Genomic DNA, 16,756 nt, shown 5'->3' with positions numbered 1-16,756 from the left:
TCACTCCGACACCGCCGTGTAGCGGTAGATCTCCCCGTCGTCCTCGTCCGGTTCCTGCGGCTCGGAGACGTCGACCTCGACGCCGGGCAACGCGGCGACCACCCGGGTGGCGGCGTCCTCCGACAGGTAGTGGTGGTGCAGGTCGAGGGCGGTCAGGTGGGTCAGGGACTGCCCGGCGAGCAGCGCGGCCAGCCCGTCGTCGGACAGGGTGCCCAGTGACAGGTCGAGCCGCTCCAACCGGGGCACCACGGCGGCGGTGGCGAGCGCGGCGGCCAGCTCGTCGGTGATCTCGGCGTTGCGCAGCCCGAGCCGGCGCAGCGCCGGGAAGAGCTTGCCGGCCAGCAACGCGTCCAGGTCGGCCACGGTGGTGTCCCCGCCGTAGTCGTCGGTGCCCAGCCACAGGTCCAGGTGGTGCAGCGCGGGCAGTTCCGAGCCGAGCACCGCGCCGACGAACTCCCGGGACAGCCCGCCGCTCTGCACGGACAGCGTCCGCAGCCGCTCGTGCCGCACCGGGGAGAAGTCGAAGTCCTCACCGCCGCGTACCCGTAGCACCTCCAGCTGCGGGTAGGCCGTCAGCAACGGACTGACGTCGCCGACCCGCATCCAGGAGACCTCGCACTCCTCGGTGACCATGTCGCCGAGGAACAGGGCCCGCAGCCGGGGCAGCCGGTCCGCCGCCGCGCAGAGCTGGGCGATCGGGGCGTGGTGGAACGCCGCGTATCCCCACGCCCCGACGACCAGCGCCTCGACGCGGTCACCGACCTGCTCGACGAACCGGTCGAACAGGTCGCGGAACTGCTCCGACTGGGTGTCCTGCCGGGTGTCGCCGTCGAAGTGCCAGTTGGCGATCCGCCAGCAGACCGGACCGTCCACGACGGGCGGCGGCCCGTCGGCGGGGAACTCGACCACCGGCAGTCCGGCGAACGTCTGCGCGTGGGAACCGAACGTCATCGGCGCTCACTCCCCGACCGCGGTGAAGCGGTAGACGGTGCCGTTGTACTCGTCGGGGGTCTGCGGGTCGTCCAGGTCGACCTGGACGCCGGGCAGCGCGTCCACCAGCCGCTGGGCCACCTCGGGGGAGAGGAAATGGTGGTGCAGGTCGAGGCGGCGCAGGTGGGTCAGCGGCTGCCCCGCCAGCAGCGCCTCGGCGCCGGGGTCGGTGAGTACCCCCATCGACAGGTCGAGCACCTCCAGCCGGGCCACCACCGGCGCGGCGGCCACCGCCTTCGCGACGTGGTCGGCGAACTCGGCGTTGCAGACCGCCAGGTGCCGCAGCGCGGGCAGCCGGTCGCCGGCCAGGATCGCGGCCAGGTCGTCGACGCCGGTGTCGCCGCCGTAGTCCTGCCGGCCGAGCCACAGGTCGAGCCGGCGCAGGGCGGGCAGGTCGCTGTCGCCCACCGCACGGGTCACCGCACCGGGCAGGCCGCCGGTCTGGAAGCCCAGCTCCCGCAGGCCGGTGTGGCGCACCGGTTGCAGGGTCAGCTCGTTGGCCCCGCGTACCCACAGCGTCTCCAGCTCCGGGTAGGCGGTCAGCAGCGGGGTGAGGTCACCGTGGGTGAGCCAGGAGATCTCGCACTGCTCGCTGACCAGGTCGGCCAGGAACACCGCGCGCAGGGCCGGCCAGTCCTCGGCCGCGTCGGCCAGCAGGTCGACCGGGAGTGCCCGCTCGTACGCCGAGCCCCACTCGCCGATCACCAGGGCGCGGACCGCCGCGCCGGGCACCTCCGTCCGCAGCGCCGTGACCAGGCCGGCGAACTCCTCCGGTTCGGCCTCGAAGTCCTCGACCTCCAGCCGCCAGGCGACGGCCGACGGGTCGTCGGGCAGGGTCATCCCCGGTGTGAAGGGGACCACCGGCATTCCGGCGAACGACGACATGTGCGAACGGATCACGCCTACCTCCGGCTCGACTGGTGTGACAGCGGCGCGACCGTAACAGGCCCGACCGACACGATGATCAGTGCCGGGTGACCGGACCGGTCCGGGGCTACCGGGGGTGTCCGGCCGGTGACGCTTTACAGCGACAGGCGGGTGTGCGAGTCTCGTGTCAGCGCTCCCACGGCGGTCCGTGTTCGGATACCCCCGGGGAGTTCGCTCGTGAGAAACCGCACCCGGCGGGCGGCGTCGATCGTCGCCACCGCCGTCACCACCACCCTCGTCGCCGGTGTCGTCACCGCCGTCTCGGCGCAGGCCGCCGCCGGCTGTCAGGTCACCTACCAGGTAGGCGCCCAGTGGGCCGGTGGCTTCACCGCCGCCATCTCGATCAGGAACCTGGGCGACCCCGTCACCGGCTGGCGGCTCGGCTGGACCTTCCCGGCCGGGCAGACCATCACCAGCGCCTGGGGCTTCACCGCCAGCCCGGCCAGCGGCAGCGTGGTCGCCACCAACCTCGACTACAACGCGGCCATCGCCACCGGCGGCGTCGTGGACGTGGGCTTCAACGGCACCTGGACCGGCAGCAACCCGGACCCCGCCGGCTTCACCCTCAACGGCACCGCCTGCACCGGATCGACCACCCCCACCACCGCCGCGCCGCCGACGACGCCACCGCCGACCACGCCACCGCCCACCACCCCGCCCCCGACGACCGCGCCGCCCACCACCCCACCGCCGGTGACCACCGCGCCGCCGACCACGCCGCCGCCGACCAGCGGGACGCCGACGGTGGCCGCGGACGGCAGCGGCCGGTACCGCACGGTCCAGGCCGCCATCGACGCCGTGCCGGCGAACAGTTCGAGCCGGACCACCATCACCATCAAGCCCGGCACCTACCGCGAGGTCGTCCGGGTGGCGTCGAACAAGACCAACGTCACCCTGCGGGGCCTCGGCTCGGCACCGTCGAACGTCGTGCTCGTCTACAACAACTCCGCCGGCACCCGTAAGCCGGACGGCACCACCTACGGCACCTTCAACAGCGCGAGCATGTTCGTCGACGGGGCGAACTTCGTCGCCGAGAACCTGACGATCGCCAACGACTTCGTGGAGAACACCTCGGGGGTCGACCAGCAGGCGGTGGCGCTGCACCTGAACGCCGACCGGGCGGTGCTGCGCAACGTCCGGCTCCTCGGCGACCAGGACACCTTCCTGGTCAACGACAAGACCCGGGCGTACGTGGTCGGCTCCTACGTGGAGGGCACCGTCGACTTCATCTTCGGCGGCGGCACGATCGTCATCGACGGCAGCTCGATCTACGAGAAGCGCTCGACCGGTGGGCCGATCACCGCCGCCCGGACGCCGGCCAGCAAGACGTACGGGATGCTGATCTACCGGTCGACGATCACCGGGGCGACGAACAACACCACCCAGCTCGGTCGCCCGTGGGGGCCGGACGCCCAGGTCCTCTACCGGGAGTCGACGTTGAGCGCGACCATGAAGACCGCCCAGCCCTGGATCGACATGTCCGGCAACGTGTGGCAGAACGCGCGGTTCCGCGAGTACCGCAACACCGGCCCCGGCGCCGGCACGAACGGCAACCGTCCTCAGCTCAGCGACGCGCAGGCGGCCACCTACACGCCGCAGCGCTACCTCGCCGGCAGCGACGGCTGGAACCCGATGTGAGCACCCGGACGCCACGACCCTGAACGAGGGTCACCCGCAGGCCCGGTTCCCCCGCCCCGGAGGTCGGGGCGGGGGAACCGGGCCTGCGTGCGGGGTGCCCCCGCGTGGACGGCGGAGGCGGCGACGCCGGGTGGCGGACGGGACGCACCCTGCAACGCTTTGCAGATCATTGCCGGCAGATGTCGAAAACTTTGCCGCAAGGTCTTGCAAAACCTTTCATCGATGCCGCATCGTCTTCTCCACCGGACGGCCGTCCACACCGACCAGCGCCGCTTCGACCCCCGGAAGTAGGTCCACTCCCGATGTCCACACCCCGCGTCCCCCGGGGAACCCGTCTGCGACGGGGCCTCCTCGCCCTCGCCGTCACCGCCACCTCCCTCGCCGGCCTGAGCGCGCTGCCGGCCACCGTCCCCGCCACCGCCGCCGTCGCCCTCAACGACAGCGAGGTCACCGCGAACCTCTGGGAATGGAACTGGCGGTCCGTCGCCGCCGCCTGCACCGACCACCTCGGCCCGGCCGGCTACGGCGCGGTCCAGGTCGCCCCGCCGCAGGAGTCGGTCAGCCTGCCGACCAGCGCCGACGGCGTCCACCCCTGGTACGAGGTGTACCAGCCGGTCTCCTACCGGCTGGAGAGCCGGTTCGGCACCCGGCAGCAGTTCGCCGACATGGTCACCACCTGCCACAACGCCGGGGTTCGGGTGTACGTCGACGCGGTGGTCAACCACATGGCCGGCGCCAACAACCCCGAGTCGGTCGTCGGGTACGCCGGCACCGACTTCTCCGGCCCCGGCTACAGCTTCCCCGCCGTGCCCTACGGCACCGGCGACTTCCACCGCCCGGGTGACAACTGCCCGACCTCCGGTGCGATCAACGACTGGAACAACGAGGCCCAGGTGACCAGCTGCGAGCTGCTGTCCCTGACCGACCTCTACACCGAGAAGGACAGCGTCCGCACCAAGATCGCCGGGTTCCTCAACGACCTGGTCGGCCTCGGTGTCGACGGGTTCCGGGTGGACGCGGTCAAGCATGTCAAGAAGGACGACTTCGCCGCGATCCTCGGCAAGGTGCGCAACACCACCGCCGAGAACAAGCGCCCGTACGTCGCCCAGGAGATCTTCGACGGGGCCAGCAACGACGCGCTCAAGGCGCGCGCCTTCATCGGCAACGGCGACGTGCTCGACTTCGGGTACGCCAAGGGCCTGAAGTCGGCGTTCCAGGGCTCGATCGCCAACCTGGCCAACGTCGGCAGCTGGAACCTCGACGCGCCGAGCGCCAACGTGTTCGCCATGGTCACCAACCACGACCTGGAACGCGACGGGGTGGTGCTGTCCTACCGCGACGGCAGCGACTACGTCCTGGCCAACTACTTCGCGCTGGCCTACCCGCACGGCAAGCCGTCGGTCTACGACAGCTTCACCTGGTCCAACCGCAACCAGTCGCCGCCCGCCGACGGCAACGGCTACGTCACCGACACCGTCTGCGGCGGCAGCTGGAACTGCCTGACCCGGTCCACCGGGATCAAGGGCATGGTCGGCTGGGCGAACGCCGCGAAGTCGGTCAGGAGCGTCTCCGACTTCACCGTGGTGAACAGCAACGTCATCGGCTTCCACCGGGGCGACCGGGCCTGGATCGGGATCAACGACTCCGGTTCCGCCACCACCGCCACCTTCACCACCGGCCTGGCCGACGGGTCGTACTGCGACGTGATCTCCGGGGCGCGCGGCACGTCCGGCTGCACCGGCACCACGGTGACGGTCAGCGGCGGCCGGGCCACCGTCCAGCTCCCCGCCAACGGCGCGGTGGCGCTGCACGTCAACGCGAAGGGCGGCCCGGCGACCACGCCCACCGCCACCCCGACGCCCACGGCGAGCGCCTCGCCGACGCCGACCGCTCCGGCCGGCACCGTCACCACCACCTTCACCGTGACCGCCGCGCTGGCCGGTGACCAGAGCGCCTACGTCGTCGGCAGCGTCCCGGCGCTGGGCTCGTGGGCCCCGGCCGCCGCCGTCCCGCTGACCGCGCAGGGCAACGGGACGTACCGGGCGGTGGTCAACCTGCCGGCGTCCTCGACCGTGGAGTTCAAGTTCATCAAGAAGACCACGGCCGGCGTCGTGACCTGGGAATCGGGAAGCAACCGGACGCTGACCACGCCGAGCGGCGGCACCGCGTCGGTCACCGACACCTTCCGGGGTGACCCGGCCGGCACCCAGGGGGCGTCGTTCACCGTCAACGCCACCACCTCGTACGGGCAGAACGTCTTCGTGGTGGGCAGCGTCGCGGCGCTGGGCTCGTGGAACCCGGCCAACGCGGTGGCGCTCTCCTCGGCCGCCTACCCGCTGTGGCGGGCCACGGTCGCCCTGCCGGCGAACACGACGTTCGAGTACAAGTACCTCAAGAAGAACCCGGACGGCACGGTGACCTGGGAGTCCGGTGGCAACCGCAGCGCCACCGTCGGGTCCACCGGCTCGTGGAGCGCCAACGACACCTGGCGGTGACGCTGGGCGGACCACGGCGGCCGATCCCCTTTCCGGGGGTCGGCCGCCGCGCCGTTCGACCCCGGTCACGGCGACACCTGAGGTTGACGGATATCGATGTGCTCTCGTATCGTCCGGAAAGCGCTTTCTCGCTCCGTCGCCACCCGCCCCGCCGGAGGTACGCCCATGCGCCCGTCCCCGCATCGCCGGCTGGCCCCACTGCTCGCCGCCGTGCTCACCGCCACCGTCGCACTCCTGGCCGGACCGGCCACCACCGCCTCGGCCGCCACCATGTTCAGCGACGACTTCACCGACGGCGACACCGCCGGCTGGTCCCGGTCGGGTGGGAACTGGGGCGTCGTCACCGACGGCTCCCCGGCCCTGCGACAGTCCGACGCGGGCAGCGCAAACGCCCGGCTCTTCGCCGGCAGCACCGGCTGGACCGACTACACCGTCCAGGCCCGGGTGAAGCCGCTCGGCCTCGGCCCCGGCGGCCACGTCGGGCTGCTGGCCCGCGCGTCCGGGGCGACGCGCTACTACCGGCTGGCGCTGCTGCCCGGTGACCGGGTGCAGTTGCAGGCGGTCAACGGCAGCGCCGTCACCGTGCTCGCCAGCGCCACCCGCACCGTGACCACCGGCGTCTGGTACACCCTCGCCGTCGAGGTCACCGGCGGCACCGTGCGGGGCAGCGTCGACGGCGTCCCCGTCGGGCAGGCCACCAGCCCGCTGGTCGCCGCCGGCCGGATCGGGTTGCAGACCGTGTCCTCGTCGGCCACGTTCGACGACGTCCTGGTCCGCGACGGCGGCATCGCGCCCACCACGCCGCCGGCCCCCACACACACCCCGCCGCCGAGCCCCACCCCGTCGGTCACGCCGCCGCCCACCACGCCACCCGTGACCCCGCCACCGACGACCGAACCGCCCGGGGCCGTCGTGCTGGTGGTCGCCACCGACGGCGACGACACCAACCCGGGCACGACGGCCCGGCCGCTGCGCACCATCCAACGCGCGCACGACCTGGCCGAACCCGGCACCACCATCGCGGTACGCGGCGGCACCTACGCGCCGACCAGCACCATCAGGATCCTCAAGGACGGCACGGCGGACCACCCGATCACCCTCATGAACTACCCGGGGGAGAAGGTGGTCATCGACGGCGAGAACATGCCGTACACGCCGGGCGCGGTGGGCTCCAGCATCCCCCGCGCCGACCGGGGCGCGCTGCACGTCGAGGGCGACTGGTGGCGGTTCGTCGGCCTGGAGATCATCCGCGGCCCGTACGGGATCTTCGGGGTGGACACCGACAACGGCAGCTACGAGCGCCTGGTCACCCGGGACAACTACGAGTCCGGGCTGCACCTGCAGGGCGCGTCCGGCGGCAACCGGATCGTCGACCTGGACAGCTACGGCAACCGGGACCCCCGCAAGAACGGCGAGAGCGCCGACGGGCTGGCCATCAAGGAGGGCTCGGGCAGCGGCAACGTGGTGCGCGGCGCGCGGCTGTGGCGTAACTCCGACGACGGGTTCGACGCCTGGCTCTTCCTGTCGCCGATCCTGATCGAGGACAGCGTCGCCTACGACAACGGCTACAACTACTGGAACCTGCCCGACTACGCCGGGGACGGCAACGGCTTCAAGCACGGCGGCGGCAACGATCCCCGCCCCGCCGTCGACCACGTCACCCGCAACAGCATGGCCTGGGGCAACTCGGCCGGCGGCTTCATCGACAACGGCAACCCCGGGACGCTGCTCTTCGAGCGCAACACCGCGTGGCGCAACGGCAAGGCCGGCTTCGACGTCTCCCGCTCCACCTCCCGGCTCAGCCGCAACCTCGCGGTCGGCAACTCCCCGGACGTGTCGCCCGGCTCCTCGACCGGGACCGACAACTCCTGGAACCTCGGCGGCACCTGGCCGTTGGCCAGCACCGACCCGTCGACCATCACCGGCCCCCGGGCCGCCGACGGGTCCATCCCGACCTCGGCCTTCCTGCGCCCCGCCAGCGGCGTCGACGTGGGTGCCCGGCTCTGAGCCAGCTGACCGGCCGTGCCCCCGCCCGCACCGGCGGGGGCACGGCCGGGTTCAGCGGCCCTGGAGGGTGCGGACGTTGTCGCCGAACGTCCAGCCCTTGGACCCGTCCCAGTTCACCGACCAGGTCATCAGCCCCTTCAGGCCGCCCCGGTAGGTGTTCCACGCCTGCGCCACCGAGGTCGGCGCGAGGTAGCCACCGCCGGCGCCGGGTTGCGCGGGCAGGCCGGGCACCTGCCTGTCGTACGGGACCCGGATGGTGGTGCCCTGGACGACCAGGCCGGCGTCGAGGCAGTCGGTCTGGGCGGTGAACCCCTGCACCGTCCCGGCGGCGTACGAGTCACCGGCGCAGCCGTACATGCTGCCGTTGTAGTACTGCATGTTCAGCCACCAGAGCCGTCCGTTGTCGACGTACCGCTTGATGATCGGCAGGTACGCGCCCCAGATCGAGCCGTAGGTGACGCTGCCGCCGGTGACGTACGCGGTCTCCGGGGCCATGGTGAGGCCGAAGCCCGCCGGCATCTGGGCCAGCACGCCGTCGATGATGCGGATCAGGTTGGCCTGCGAGGTGGACAGCCGGGTGATGTCGCCGCTGCCGGTCAGCCCGGTCTCGATGTCGATGTCGATGCCGTCGAAGTGGTACCGCTTGAGGATCGGCACGACGGTGGCGACGAACCGGTCCGCGACGGCCGCCGAGCCGAGGTCGATGCCGGCGGTGGCGCCGCCGATCGACAGCAGCAGGGTCAGCCCCGCAGCCTTGGCCTGGCACATCTCGGTCGGGGTGGGCACCTTGACGGTGGCGTCCATGCCGTCCTCCCAGAGCACCGTGCCGTCGGCGCGGATCACCGGGAAGGCGGCGGTGACCACGTTGTAGCCGTGTCCGGTGATCCGGGCGTCGGTGATCGGAATCCAGCCCAGCGGCGGGTGGACGCCGTTGGTCGCGCCGTCCCAGTTCTCCCAGTAGCCCTGGAGCACCTTGCCGGCCGGCCGGGGCTTCAGCGCGCAGCCCGTGCCGTCGGGCGGCGGCGTGGTCGTGCCGGGGGTGGCGGTGGGAGTCGGGGACGGGGGACGGGTGGGGGTGGGTGTCGGGGACGGGGGACGGGTGGGTGTGGCGGTGGGGGTCGGCGACGGCGTCCCGGTGCAGACGCCGAGGTCACGCCAGAGCGCCGGGACGGCGGCCGGGTTCCAGCCGGCGCCGGCCGGCGGGGTGTGGGTCACCAGCGATTCGTAGAGGCGGCCGAGGTAGCTGACCCGGGTGCCCGCCGGGTAGCTGACGCCCTCGGCCCAGGCCGGTGCGGAGCAGGCCGCCAGGGTGGTGCCGGCGGTGGCGGTGGTCGGCGCGGCGAGCCCGTTCGCGGCGGGCAGCGCGGCGGCGAGCAGCACCGCACCGGCCAGGATGGCCGTCGTCCCAGGTCGAAGTCGCATGACATACCTCCTCGTCGATGGCGGGGAGGTTATCAGTTAAGTTTGTTAAATGTAAATGCCCGGCCGTCGACGGGGTCGCGCCGCCGGCCACCGGCGGGTCGTGGCCGGCGGCGGCGCGGACCGTCAGGGGATCGGATTCCAGCCGTCGACGCCGGCCAGGTAGCGCTGCGGGGTGTAGGTCGGGGCCTGCTCGTCGGTCAGCTGCGGCCGGTCGGCGGTGACCGTCGACCCGGGTCCGCCGTTGCGGTACTCGGCGAACCGGGCGTCGCGCCACGAGAAGCCGGACATGTCGGTCCAGGGGGAGTCCTTCACGTGCGCGCCGAGCACGCTGTCGCGGAACACCACCTGACCGATCGCGTTGACGTCCCCGCCCGGGTGCCACGGCCGGCCGAGGTGCACACTCTGCGCCGCCGCCGTGTCCGTGGTCAGGGCACAGCCGGTGAAGAGCAGGCCGTACGGGTTGCCGATCATCGTGGAGGCGGCGGTGACGTACCCGTTGTTGCCGGTCGAGCCCCGGTCGAGCGAGCGGATCTCGCAGCCGTCGAAGACCCCGGTGCCCCGGCCGAAGACGAAGTCCACGTCGCCCTCGACGTAGCAGTCCCGGAAGTACGCCCGGCCGACCGCGTCGACGGAGGCGCTGTTGTGGTAGAGCGTGTCCTGGTTGCCGAGGAACCGCACGTCGTCGAAGACCAGCCGGTCGGCCCGGGTCAGCACGGCCACCGCCTGCTCGGCGCTGTAGTCGTGCGCCGCCTCGTCGAAGTCGTTGGCGAAGGTCAGGTGCCGGGCGGTGAAGTCGTTGCCGTCGATGGTCACCGAGGCGCTGCCCGACGTGCCGTACGTGCCACCGCCGGGCTTCGGGGTGCCGGAGGCGTTGTCGTAGACGATCACCACGTCCCGGGCGTTCCCGGTCGACCCGACGAACGACACGTACGGCTTGCCGGCCGGGACCGACACCGTCTCCCGGTAGGTGCCCGGCCTGATGGTGATGGTGTACCGACTGGAGTTGCCCGTCGGCACCGCGTCCACCGCCGCCTGCACGCTGGTGAAGTCCCCGCTGCCGTCCGGGGCGACCACCGAGGACCGGTCGGCCGGCGGCGTGCCGGTCGGGGTGGACGTCGGCGGCGCGGTGGTCGGCGTGACCGTCGGGGTGGGGGACGGCGGTGCACTGGTCGGCGTGCTGCCGCCGCTGGTGACCACCACATCGTCGAAGCGGGCCGTGGCGTGGCCGGTCTGCACACCGATCCGGCCGGTCGCGGTGAGGGTGCCGGTGCCGGAGCCGACGGGGATGCCGTCCACCCAGCCGCGTACCGCCGTCCCGGCGACCTCGATGCGCAGGGTGTACCAGGTGCCCGTCGTCACCGGGTGGGTCACCACGCCCAGCGGGCTGACCGTGCCGCTGCGGACCGCTTCCAACCGGACCTGGTCGCCGGGGAGCAGGGCGAGCCGGTAGTAACTGGTCGCGCCGCCGGCGCGGGCCAGCAGTGCGACCAGGCCGTTGCCGGGCAGGGTGAGCGGCTTGACCCGGGCCTGGACGACCTGGTCGGCCCAGGACGAGCTTCCGGCGAAGAGGCGGGCGTTGTCGGTGTCGGCCTTGGCCTGCTGCAACGCCGGGCTGCCGTCGGAGACCACCGACCAGGTGCCGCCGGATCTCGACCAGCCGGCCAGGTCGCCGTCGGAGAAGTCGTCGCTGAACAACGGGGCGGCGTGGGCCACCCGCGCGCCGCCGAACTGGGTGAGGGCGAGCAGCACGGCGGTGAGCGCCGCGACGGTGACGGCGAGCGGGCGGAGGCGCTTCGTGCGCATGGCGGATGAACCTCCGGGGACGGGGGATGGAGGTGGGAACAGGCGTGAAAGCGCTTTCCTGGCGCACCGTAACTCCGCACATATGCGACTGTCAATGCGCTGGTGCCCGCCGGGGGGTGGGTGCCGTCCCACCTGCGGCGGACCCCTCAACCCACCCCGACCGGCAACACCGGTCGGCCGCCCGCCGGGCGGGCCAGCGGGATGTCGTACCGGGAGAGGGTCGTCCGGATACGCGTGACATCCGCCGCCCCACCGGCAACAGCCCGCTACTGTCCACGACGCCACTGCCGGTCGGGTACGGCCCGCGTGGTCTCCTCCACCGGTATCCGCTCGGCCTCCGCCTGCGCGAGAATTCGTCGCCGCGCCGCCTCCCGCTCAGCCTCCTCCAACTGCTCGCTCCGGCTCGCCCCCGGCTTGTCATCCTGGTCCCGCATGCCCACCTCCATCGATAGGGGGCATGGCGGGACGTTCTCGAAGAAACGTCGCCGCTGTGCCCGGCCCCGGCTACCGACTTCAACGAGTCGGCCACCGAAACACAGGCTGGCGCTACCGAGGGTGATCAGACAGGTGCGAAAGGTGCGATCCGAAGATCGCCTCGCACCGACTCGGACGCGCCGTACCAGTCAGCGGGCGCCGCCCATCAGCTCAGCCAGGGCCGCCAATTCGTTCGTCATGGCCCGACGGCGACCTGTGGCGATGGTGTCCACGATGTCCCGCGCGTACCGCTGCTGCCGTAACCAGGTGGGTGAGGTGTCGCGCAACTGCGTCAACACCGTGGTCGCCTTCCCGTAGCGTCGTAGCTGCGCAAGCGCCCAGGCCAGGTCGAGCCGGTGCCGTCGCCACGCCGACGCGCTGATGGTGGGGACGGGTGGCACCAGCGCTGACAACTCCAGTACCCGGCCCGCGTCCCCCGCCACGGCCGCCGCCTCCGCCCGTTGCATCTGCACCTTGGCGTCGTCGAATCCGCCCACCAGCATCAGATGATCCGACGACGGCACCCGCTCACCGATCCGAGCTGCGGCGGCAGCGGCGACGCCGATCAGGTCGGCCACCTCGTCCGGCCGGTTGTCCCGGGCCTGCGCGGCAGCGGCGCTCAGCAGCAGCCATCCCCAGGCGGCCAGCTCGGCCGGAGTCGCCCGCGACAATCGCGGCTCCACCTCGTCGGCGGTGGCCACCGCCAGGTCGGCCGACTCTCCGATGCGGCCCTGGCGCATCAACAGCCAGCACATCGTCCGGATGACGGTCGCCGCCACCACCCGATCGCCGGCACGCTGCGCGGCGTCGAGCGCCCCCGACAGCGCGGTCTGCGCCAGATCGTCGGCCCGCAGTTGGATCGGCAGGCCACCCGCCAGATGCTGGGCGCGGGCCAGCAGGTCGTGCGCCTCGTCCTGTCGCTGGTCCCCGGCAAGGCCGACGGCGGCGCGCACGTTCACCAACAACGGCGGCACCACCCGCAACGCGAGCGCGTAGTCACCGGCGTGGTAGACCCGATCGGCGGCGTGCAGGTTCCGTCGCAACGTGGCGAGGTCGGGCGGCTCCTCCGCCGGCACGACGAGTGGAGCACCGTCGATCCCCCGGACCGGGGCCACCACCCGCCGGATCTCCGCCAACGACAACTGGCGATGATTCGGCTCCCCCCGCGCGGCGGCCTGCGACGCGTCGCCCAACAGCGCGGATGTCGGCACCCCCGACGCGCGGGCCAGCGCATGCAGCGTGTCGAGGCGGGTCGCGCCCCGGCTGCCCTGCTCCAGCTTCCGGATCACCTCGACGCTGACACCCGACCGCTCGGCGAGCTGCTCCTGGGTCAGCCTCGACTCACGACGGATCTCCGCGAGCCGCTCACCCACCGTCGGTACGGTCATGCCCTCTCCCGCCAACGCAACGGGCAGCCGCCAGCCGCGCCCGGTGGCTGCCACTTCGGACGGTACACCCAGCGTTGAGCACAGGAAGTGTCCGGTTGCCTACCCTCCGCATCCGTCAGCGGCTCTGGAGGCGTGGCGTCAGTCCTCGGTCTGGGGGCCGAGGAGGCGGACCTCCTCGATGTCCAGCGCCGCCTGTACCTCGCGCAGCACGCTGTCGTCGATCTCGTTGTTGTCGCGCAGCCGGGTCACCTCGCGGCGCTTGTGTTCCAGCACCCCCAGCCGCAGCCGGGTGTCCGACTCCTGTGCCCGGTCGGCCTCGTCGCCGCCGCCGGTCGCCGTCACCAGGTCCAGATGCCGCTGGTAGTCCGCGCGCAGCCGGTCCACCGCCTCCTGGTCGACGTCGAGGTCGGCGGCGACGCCCGGCAGCGCCGTCAACGCCACCTCAGTGGCCCGGCGGCGGGCGTGCCGCACCTCGTCCCCACGCGACTCGTCGCCCCGCAGGCCGGCCCAGCGGGCCACCGCCGGCAGGGTGGTGCCCTGCACCAGCATGATCGACACGATCGCCACGGCGGTGCAGAAGATGATCAGATCCCGTTCCGGTACCGGCGCGTGCGTGGTGGCCGTGGTCACCGGCACGGCGAGGGCGGCGGCCAGCGACACCGCGCCCCGGAAACCCGCCCAGCCGGCCGCCACCCGGACCCGCCGGCTCACCCCGCCACCCCGACCCACCACCGGCAGGCCGTACGAGAACAGTTGCAGCCACACCAGCCGGACGACCACCACCATCAGGGTGACCGAGGCGGCGATCGCCACCGAGCGCACGATCGAGGTGCTGGTCACGTGGTTCACCGCCCGGGGGATCTGCATCCCCAGCAGCACGAAGAGGGCACCGTTGATCAGGAAGGTGGACAGGTCCCAGAAGGCGTACGCGAGCAGCCGGGACCGGGCCCGGATCACCCTCGGCCCGGCGTACGAGAGCAGCAGCCCGGCCACCACGACGGCGAGCACCCCGCTGGCGTGCACCACCTCGGCGAGCAGGAACGCGGCGAACGGGGTGAGCACGCTCAGCGCGCCCTCGCGCAGCGGGTCGTCCAACCGGCGGCGGATCAGCACCACCACCAGCCCGACCGCCAGCCCGGCGGCGATCCCACCACCGGCCGAGCCGACGAACCGGCCCAGGAACCCGAGCACCCCCGGCGCGGTGCCGCCGACGATCAACCCGACCGTCACCGAGAACAGCACCAGCGCGGTGCCGTCGTTGACCAGGCTCTCCGCCCGCAACGTGGTCAGGATGCGGCGGGGCATCCGTTTCGCCAGGCCGGCCACCGCCGCCGCGTCGGTGGGGGCGAGCACCGCGCCCAGCACCCAGGCCGCCTGCGGGCTCATCCCCAGTGCCTTGGCGACCAGCGCCACCGCCACCATGGTCACCACCACCAGCGCCACCGCCAGTGAGGCGATCACCAGCAGGTTCGACCGGATCTCCCGCAGGCTGATCACCAGGCTCTCCCGGTAGAGCACGGCGGGCAGGAAGAGCAGCAGCACCACCTCGGGTTCGAGCACCACGTCCGACAGCGGCGGCAGCAGCGCCAGCAGGCCGCCCATGGTGATCAGCAGCACCGGCGGCGCCACCCGGTACCGGCCGCCGATGGTGGTGCCGACCAGCACGGTGGCGGCCAGCACCACGATCAGGACCAGGACCTCCACGGCACACCCCCGCCCGACATGCTGGTACGAAGTCGGCGGCGACGCGGGGGGAATCCGGGATCTGCCCGGATCGGCTCAGGTGACCCGGGACGGCTCCGCCGGCACCTCGGTCCAGGCCCGCCGCTCGGCGATGTCCCGCAGCCGGTCCATCGCGTCCCACACGTCGACGTGCCGGGTGTAGAGCGCCGCCGGGCCGAGCCGCAGCCGGTCCGGCACCCGGTAGTCGCCGACCACCCCGGCGTCGACCAGGGCGCGGGAGATCCGCAGCGCCTCCGGGTGGTACAGCGACACGTGCCCGCCGCGCCGGTCCGGGTCGCGGGGCGAGGCGAGCCGGAAGCCGTGCGGGACGAGCCAGGCGTCGGCCAGTTCGATGATCAGCTCGCCGAGTCGTACCGACTTCTCCCGGACCCGGTCCATCCCGGCGTCGGCCAGCACGTCCAGGGCCGGGTCGAGGGCGGCCATCCCGAGCACCGGCGGGGTGCCCACCAGGAACCGCTCCGGGCCGGGCGCGGGATCGTAACCGGCACCCATCCGGAACTGGTCGCGCTGGCCGAACCAGCCCCAGATCGGCTGCCGCAGCGCCTCCTGCAACTCCCGCCGCACGTAGAGGAAGGCCGGCGCGCCGGGGCCGCCGTTGAGGTACTTGTAGGTGCAGCCGACGGCGAGGTCGGCACCGGCGGCGGTCAGGTCCAGCGGCACCGAGCCGACCGCGTGCGACAGGTCCCACAGCACCAGCGCGCCGACCCGGCGGGCCGCCTCGGTCACCGCCGCGACGTCCAGCAGGGCCCCGCAGCGGTACGACACCGCCGACAGCACCACCAGCGCCACGTCCTCGGTCAGCGCCGCCGCCAGGGTGGCCTGGTCCAGCCCCTCGTCGACGTCGGAGGGGAGCAGCCGCAGGGTGTGCCCACGCTGGGCGGCCAGCCCCTCCAGCAGGTACCGGTCGGTGGGGAACTCCTCGGCGTCGGCCAGGATCGTCCGCCGGCCCGGTCGGGCGTCGAGGGCGGCGGCGGCCAGCTTGTAGAGGTTGACCGAGGTCGAGTCGGAGACGATCACCTCGCCGTCGCGGGCGCCCAGCGCGTGGGCGGCGATCCGGTCACCGAGGCGGCGCGGCCACTCGATCCAGGTCGGCCAGCTGCGGACCAGTTCGGTGCCCCAGCCGTCGCGGACCAGACCGGCCAGGTGGTCTCCGGTGGCGGCCGGCAGCCGGCCCAGCGAGTTGCCGTCGAGGTAGAGCAGGTCGTCCACCACGAACCGGTCCCGCAGGCCGGCGAGCGGATCGGCGGCGTCCCGCTCCTGCGCGACGTCCCGGGACGGGTGTGTGCTCATGGTGTCCTCCCTCCGCCCGGGGACACCCGGGCCGATGCAGGCTAGCGGATCGCCTGGTCGGCCCGCCCCGGCCGGGGCCCGGCACCGACCGCCGACGCTCCCGGCGCGCCGGGAGCCCCGGCCGGTCAGCGGACCGGGACGGTGGCGGTGACGGTGGCCTGGTCGATGTCGCTGGTGCGGACGGTGAACCGGATCGTCCAGTCCCCGCGCGCCGGCAGGCTGATCTCGGCACTGCCGTGGTGCGGCTCCGGGGTGTCCACCGGCACGGTCATCGGTTCGATCCCGGCCGCCGGCAGGGCGAGGCTGACCGTCCACTGGACCACCGGCAGCGGCTGCCCCTGCGGGGTGTAGACGTACGCGTGCAGCGAGTTCGGCACCCCCACCCGTACCGGGTAGATGTCGAACTGGAGGGTGTAGGTGCCGCTGGTGAGGGTCTGCGCGACGCCCTCGCGGGTGGCGCGGGCGGCCTCGGTGTCGGCGGTCCGGCCGGGCGGGGTCTGCACCAGCACGGCGGTCAGCGCCAGCACCACCGCCGTGGCGGCGAGTTCCACCCCGGCGGCCCGGGCGACCCGGCCCGGC

Annotated in this window: 11 protein-coding genes and 1 pseudogene; 3 read left to right on the top strand and 9 right to left on the bottom strand. The window is 72.8% G+C overall.

The features are described 5' to 3' along the window. Both H1A17_RS16750 and H1A17_RS16745 read right to left on the bottom strand, forming a co-directional pair. A complete protein-coding gene (locus H1A17_RS16750; protein WP_145920090.1) occupies nucleotides 1–951 on the bottom strand; it encodes an STM4015 family protein in 951 nt (316 codons plus the stop codon). Nucleotides 952–957: 6 nt separating this feature from the next. Beyond that, nucleotides 958–1,890 (bottom strand): STM4015 family protein, encoded by a 933-nt coding sequence (locus H1A17_RS16745; RefSeq protein WP_205789037.1) that lies wholly within the window; start codon nucleotides 1,888–1,890, stop codon nucleotides 958–960. Between the two features lie 204 nt (nucleotides 1,891–2,094). Here H1A17_RS16745 and H1A17_RS16740 point away from each other — a divergent pair, with 204 nt between their 5' ends. The 3 genes from H1A17_RS16740 (at nucleotide 2,095) to H1A17_RS16730 (ending at nucleotide 8,057) form a co-directional block, all read left to right on the top strand. Beyond that, nucleotides 2,095–3,555, top strand: coding sequence for a pectinesterase family protein (locus H1A17_RS16740; protein ID WP_240762128.1), 1,461 nt, complete (start codon nucleotides 2,095–2,097; stop codon nucleotides 3,553–3,555). 302 nt (nucleotides 3,556–3,857) lie between these two features. Then, entirely contained in the window at nucleotides 3,858–6,050 is a 2,193-nt protein-coding gene (locus H1A17_RS16735) for a carbohydrate-binding module family 20 domain-containing protein (protein WP_194822294.1), read from the top strand. 165 nt (nucleotides 6,051–6,215) lie between these two features. Beyond that, nucleotides 6,216–8,057 carry a family 16 glycoside hydrolase gene (locus tag H1A17_RS16730; RefSeq protein ID WP_194822293.1) on the top strand — a complete coding sequence of 614 codons (1,842 nt, stop codon included), beginning with the start codon at nucleotides 6,216–6,218 and terminating at the stop codon, nucleotides 8,055–8,057. Between the two features lie 51 nt (nucleotides 8,058–8,108). Here H1A17_RS16730 and H1A17_RS16725 read toward each other — a convergent pair whose 3' ends face one another. The 7 genes and pseudogenes from H1A17_RS16725 to H1A17_RS16695 form a co-directional block, all read right to left on the bottom strand. Beyond that, on the bottom strand, nucleotides 8,109–9,479 hold the full coding sequence (locus tag H1A17_RS16725) for a carbohydrate-binding protein (protein WP_194822292.1): 1,371 nt from the start codon (nucleotides 9,477–9,479) through the stop codon (nucleotides 8,109–8,111). A 123-nt stretch (nucleotides 9,480–9,602) separates the two neighbouring features. Further along, on the bottom strand, nucleotides 9,603–11,282 hold the full coding sequence (locus H1A17_RS34475; RefSeq protein WP_205789036.1) for a pectinesterase family protein: 1,680 nt from the start codon (nucleotides 11,280–11,282) through the stop codon (nucleotides 9,603–9,605). Between the two features lie 266 nt (nucleotides 11,283–11,548). Then, complete coding sequence (locus tag H1A17_RS16715) at nucleotides 11,549–11,716, bottom strand: hypothetical protein (RefSeq protein WP_168222501.1); 168 nt, start codon at nucleotides 11,714–11,716, stop codon at nucleotides 11,549–11,551. Between the two features lie 189 nt (nucleotides 11,717–11,905). Further along, complete coding sequence (locus H1A17_RS16710; RefSeq protein WP_194822291.1) at nucleotides 11,906–13,144, bottom strand: helix-turn-helix domain-containing protein; 1,239 nt, start codon at nucleotides 13,142–13,144, stop codon at nucleotides 11,906–11,908. Nucleotides 13,145–13,282: 138 nt separating this feature from the next. Beyond that, entirely contained in the window at nucleotides 13,283–14,848 is a 1,566-nt protein-coding gene (locus H1A17_RS16705) for a Na+/H+ antiporter (protein ID WP_145920085.1), read from the bottom strand. Between the two features lie 75 nt (nucleotides 14,849–14,923). Beyond that, nucleotides 14,924–16,177, bottom strand: a complete 1,254-nt coding sequence (gene kynU, locus H1A17_RS16700; RefSeq protein ID WP_194822290.1) for a kynureninase — start codon at nucleotides 16,175–16,177, stop codon at nucleotides 14,924–14,926. A 125-nt stretch (nucleotides 16,178–16,302) separates the two neighbouring features. Continuing rightward, nucleotides 16,303–16,756 (bottom strand): annotated as a pseudogene (locus H1A17_RS16695) (copper resistance protein CopC); the annotation flags it as partial.

Origin of the sequence: Micromonospora sp. S-DT3-3-22 (genome assembly GCF_015354745.1) — a bacterium.
Classification (GTDB): domain Bacteria; phylum Actinomycetota; class Actinomycetes; order Mycobacteriales; family Micromonosporaceae; genus Micromonospora; species Micromonospora wenchangensis.
Note: the sequence above shows the minus strand (reverse complement) of the source record. Positions and strands in the feature narration are given on the sequence as shown.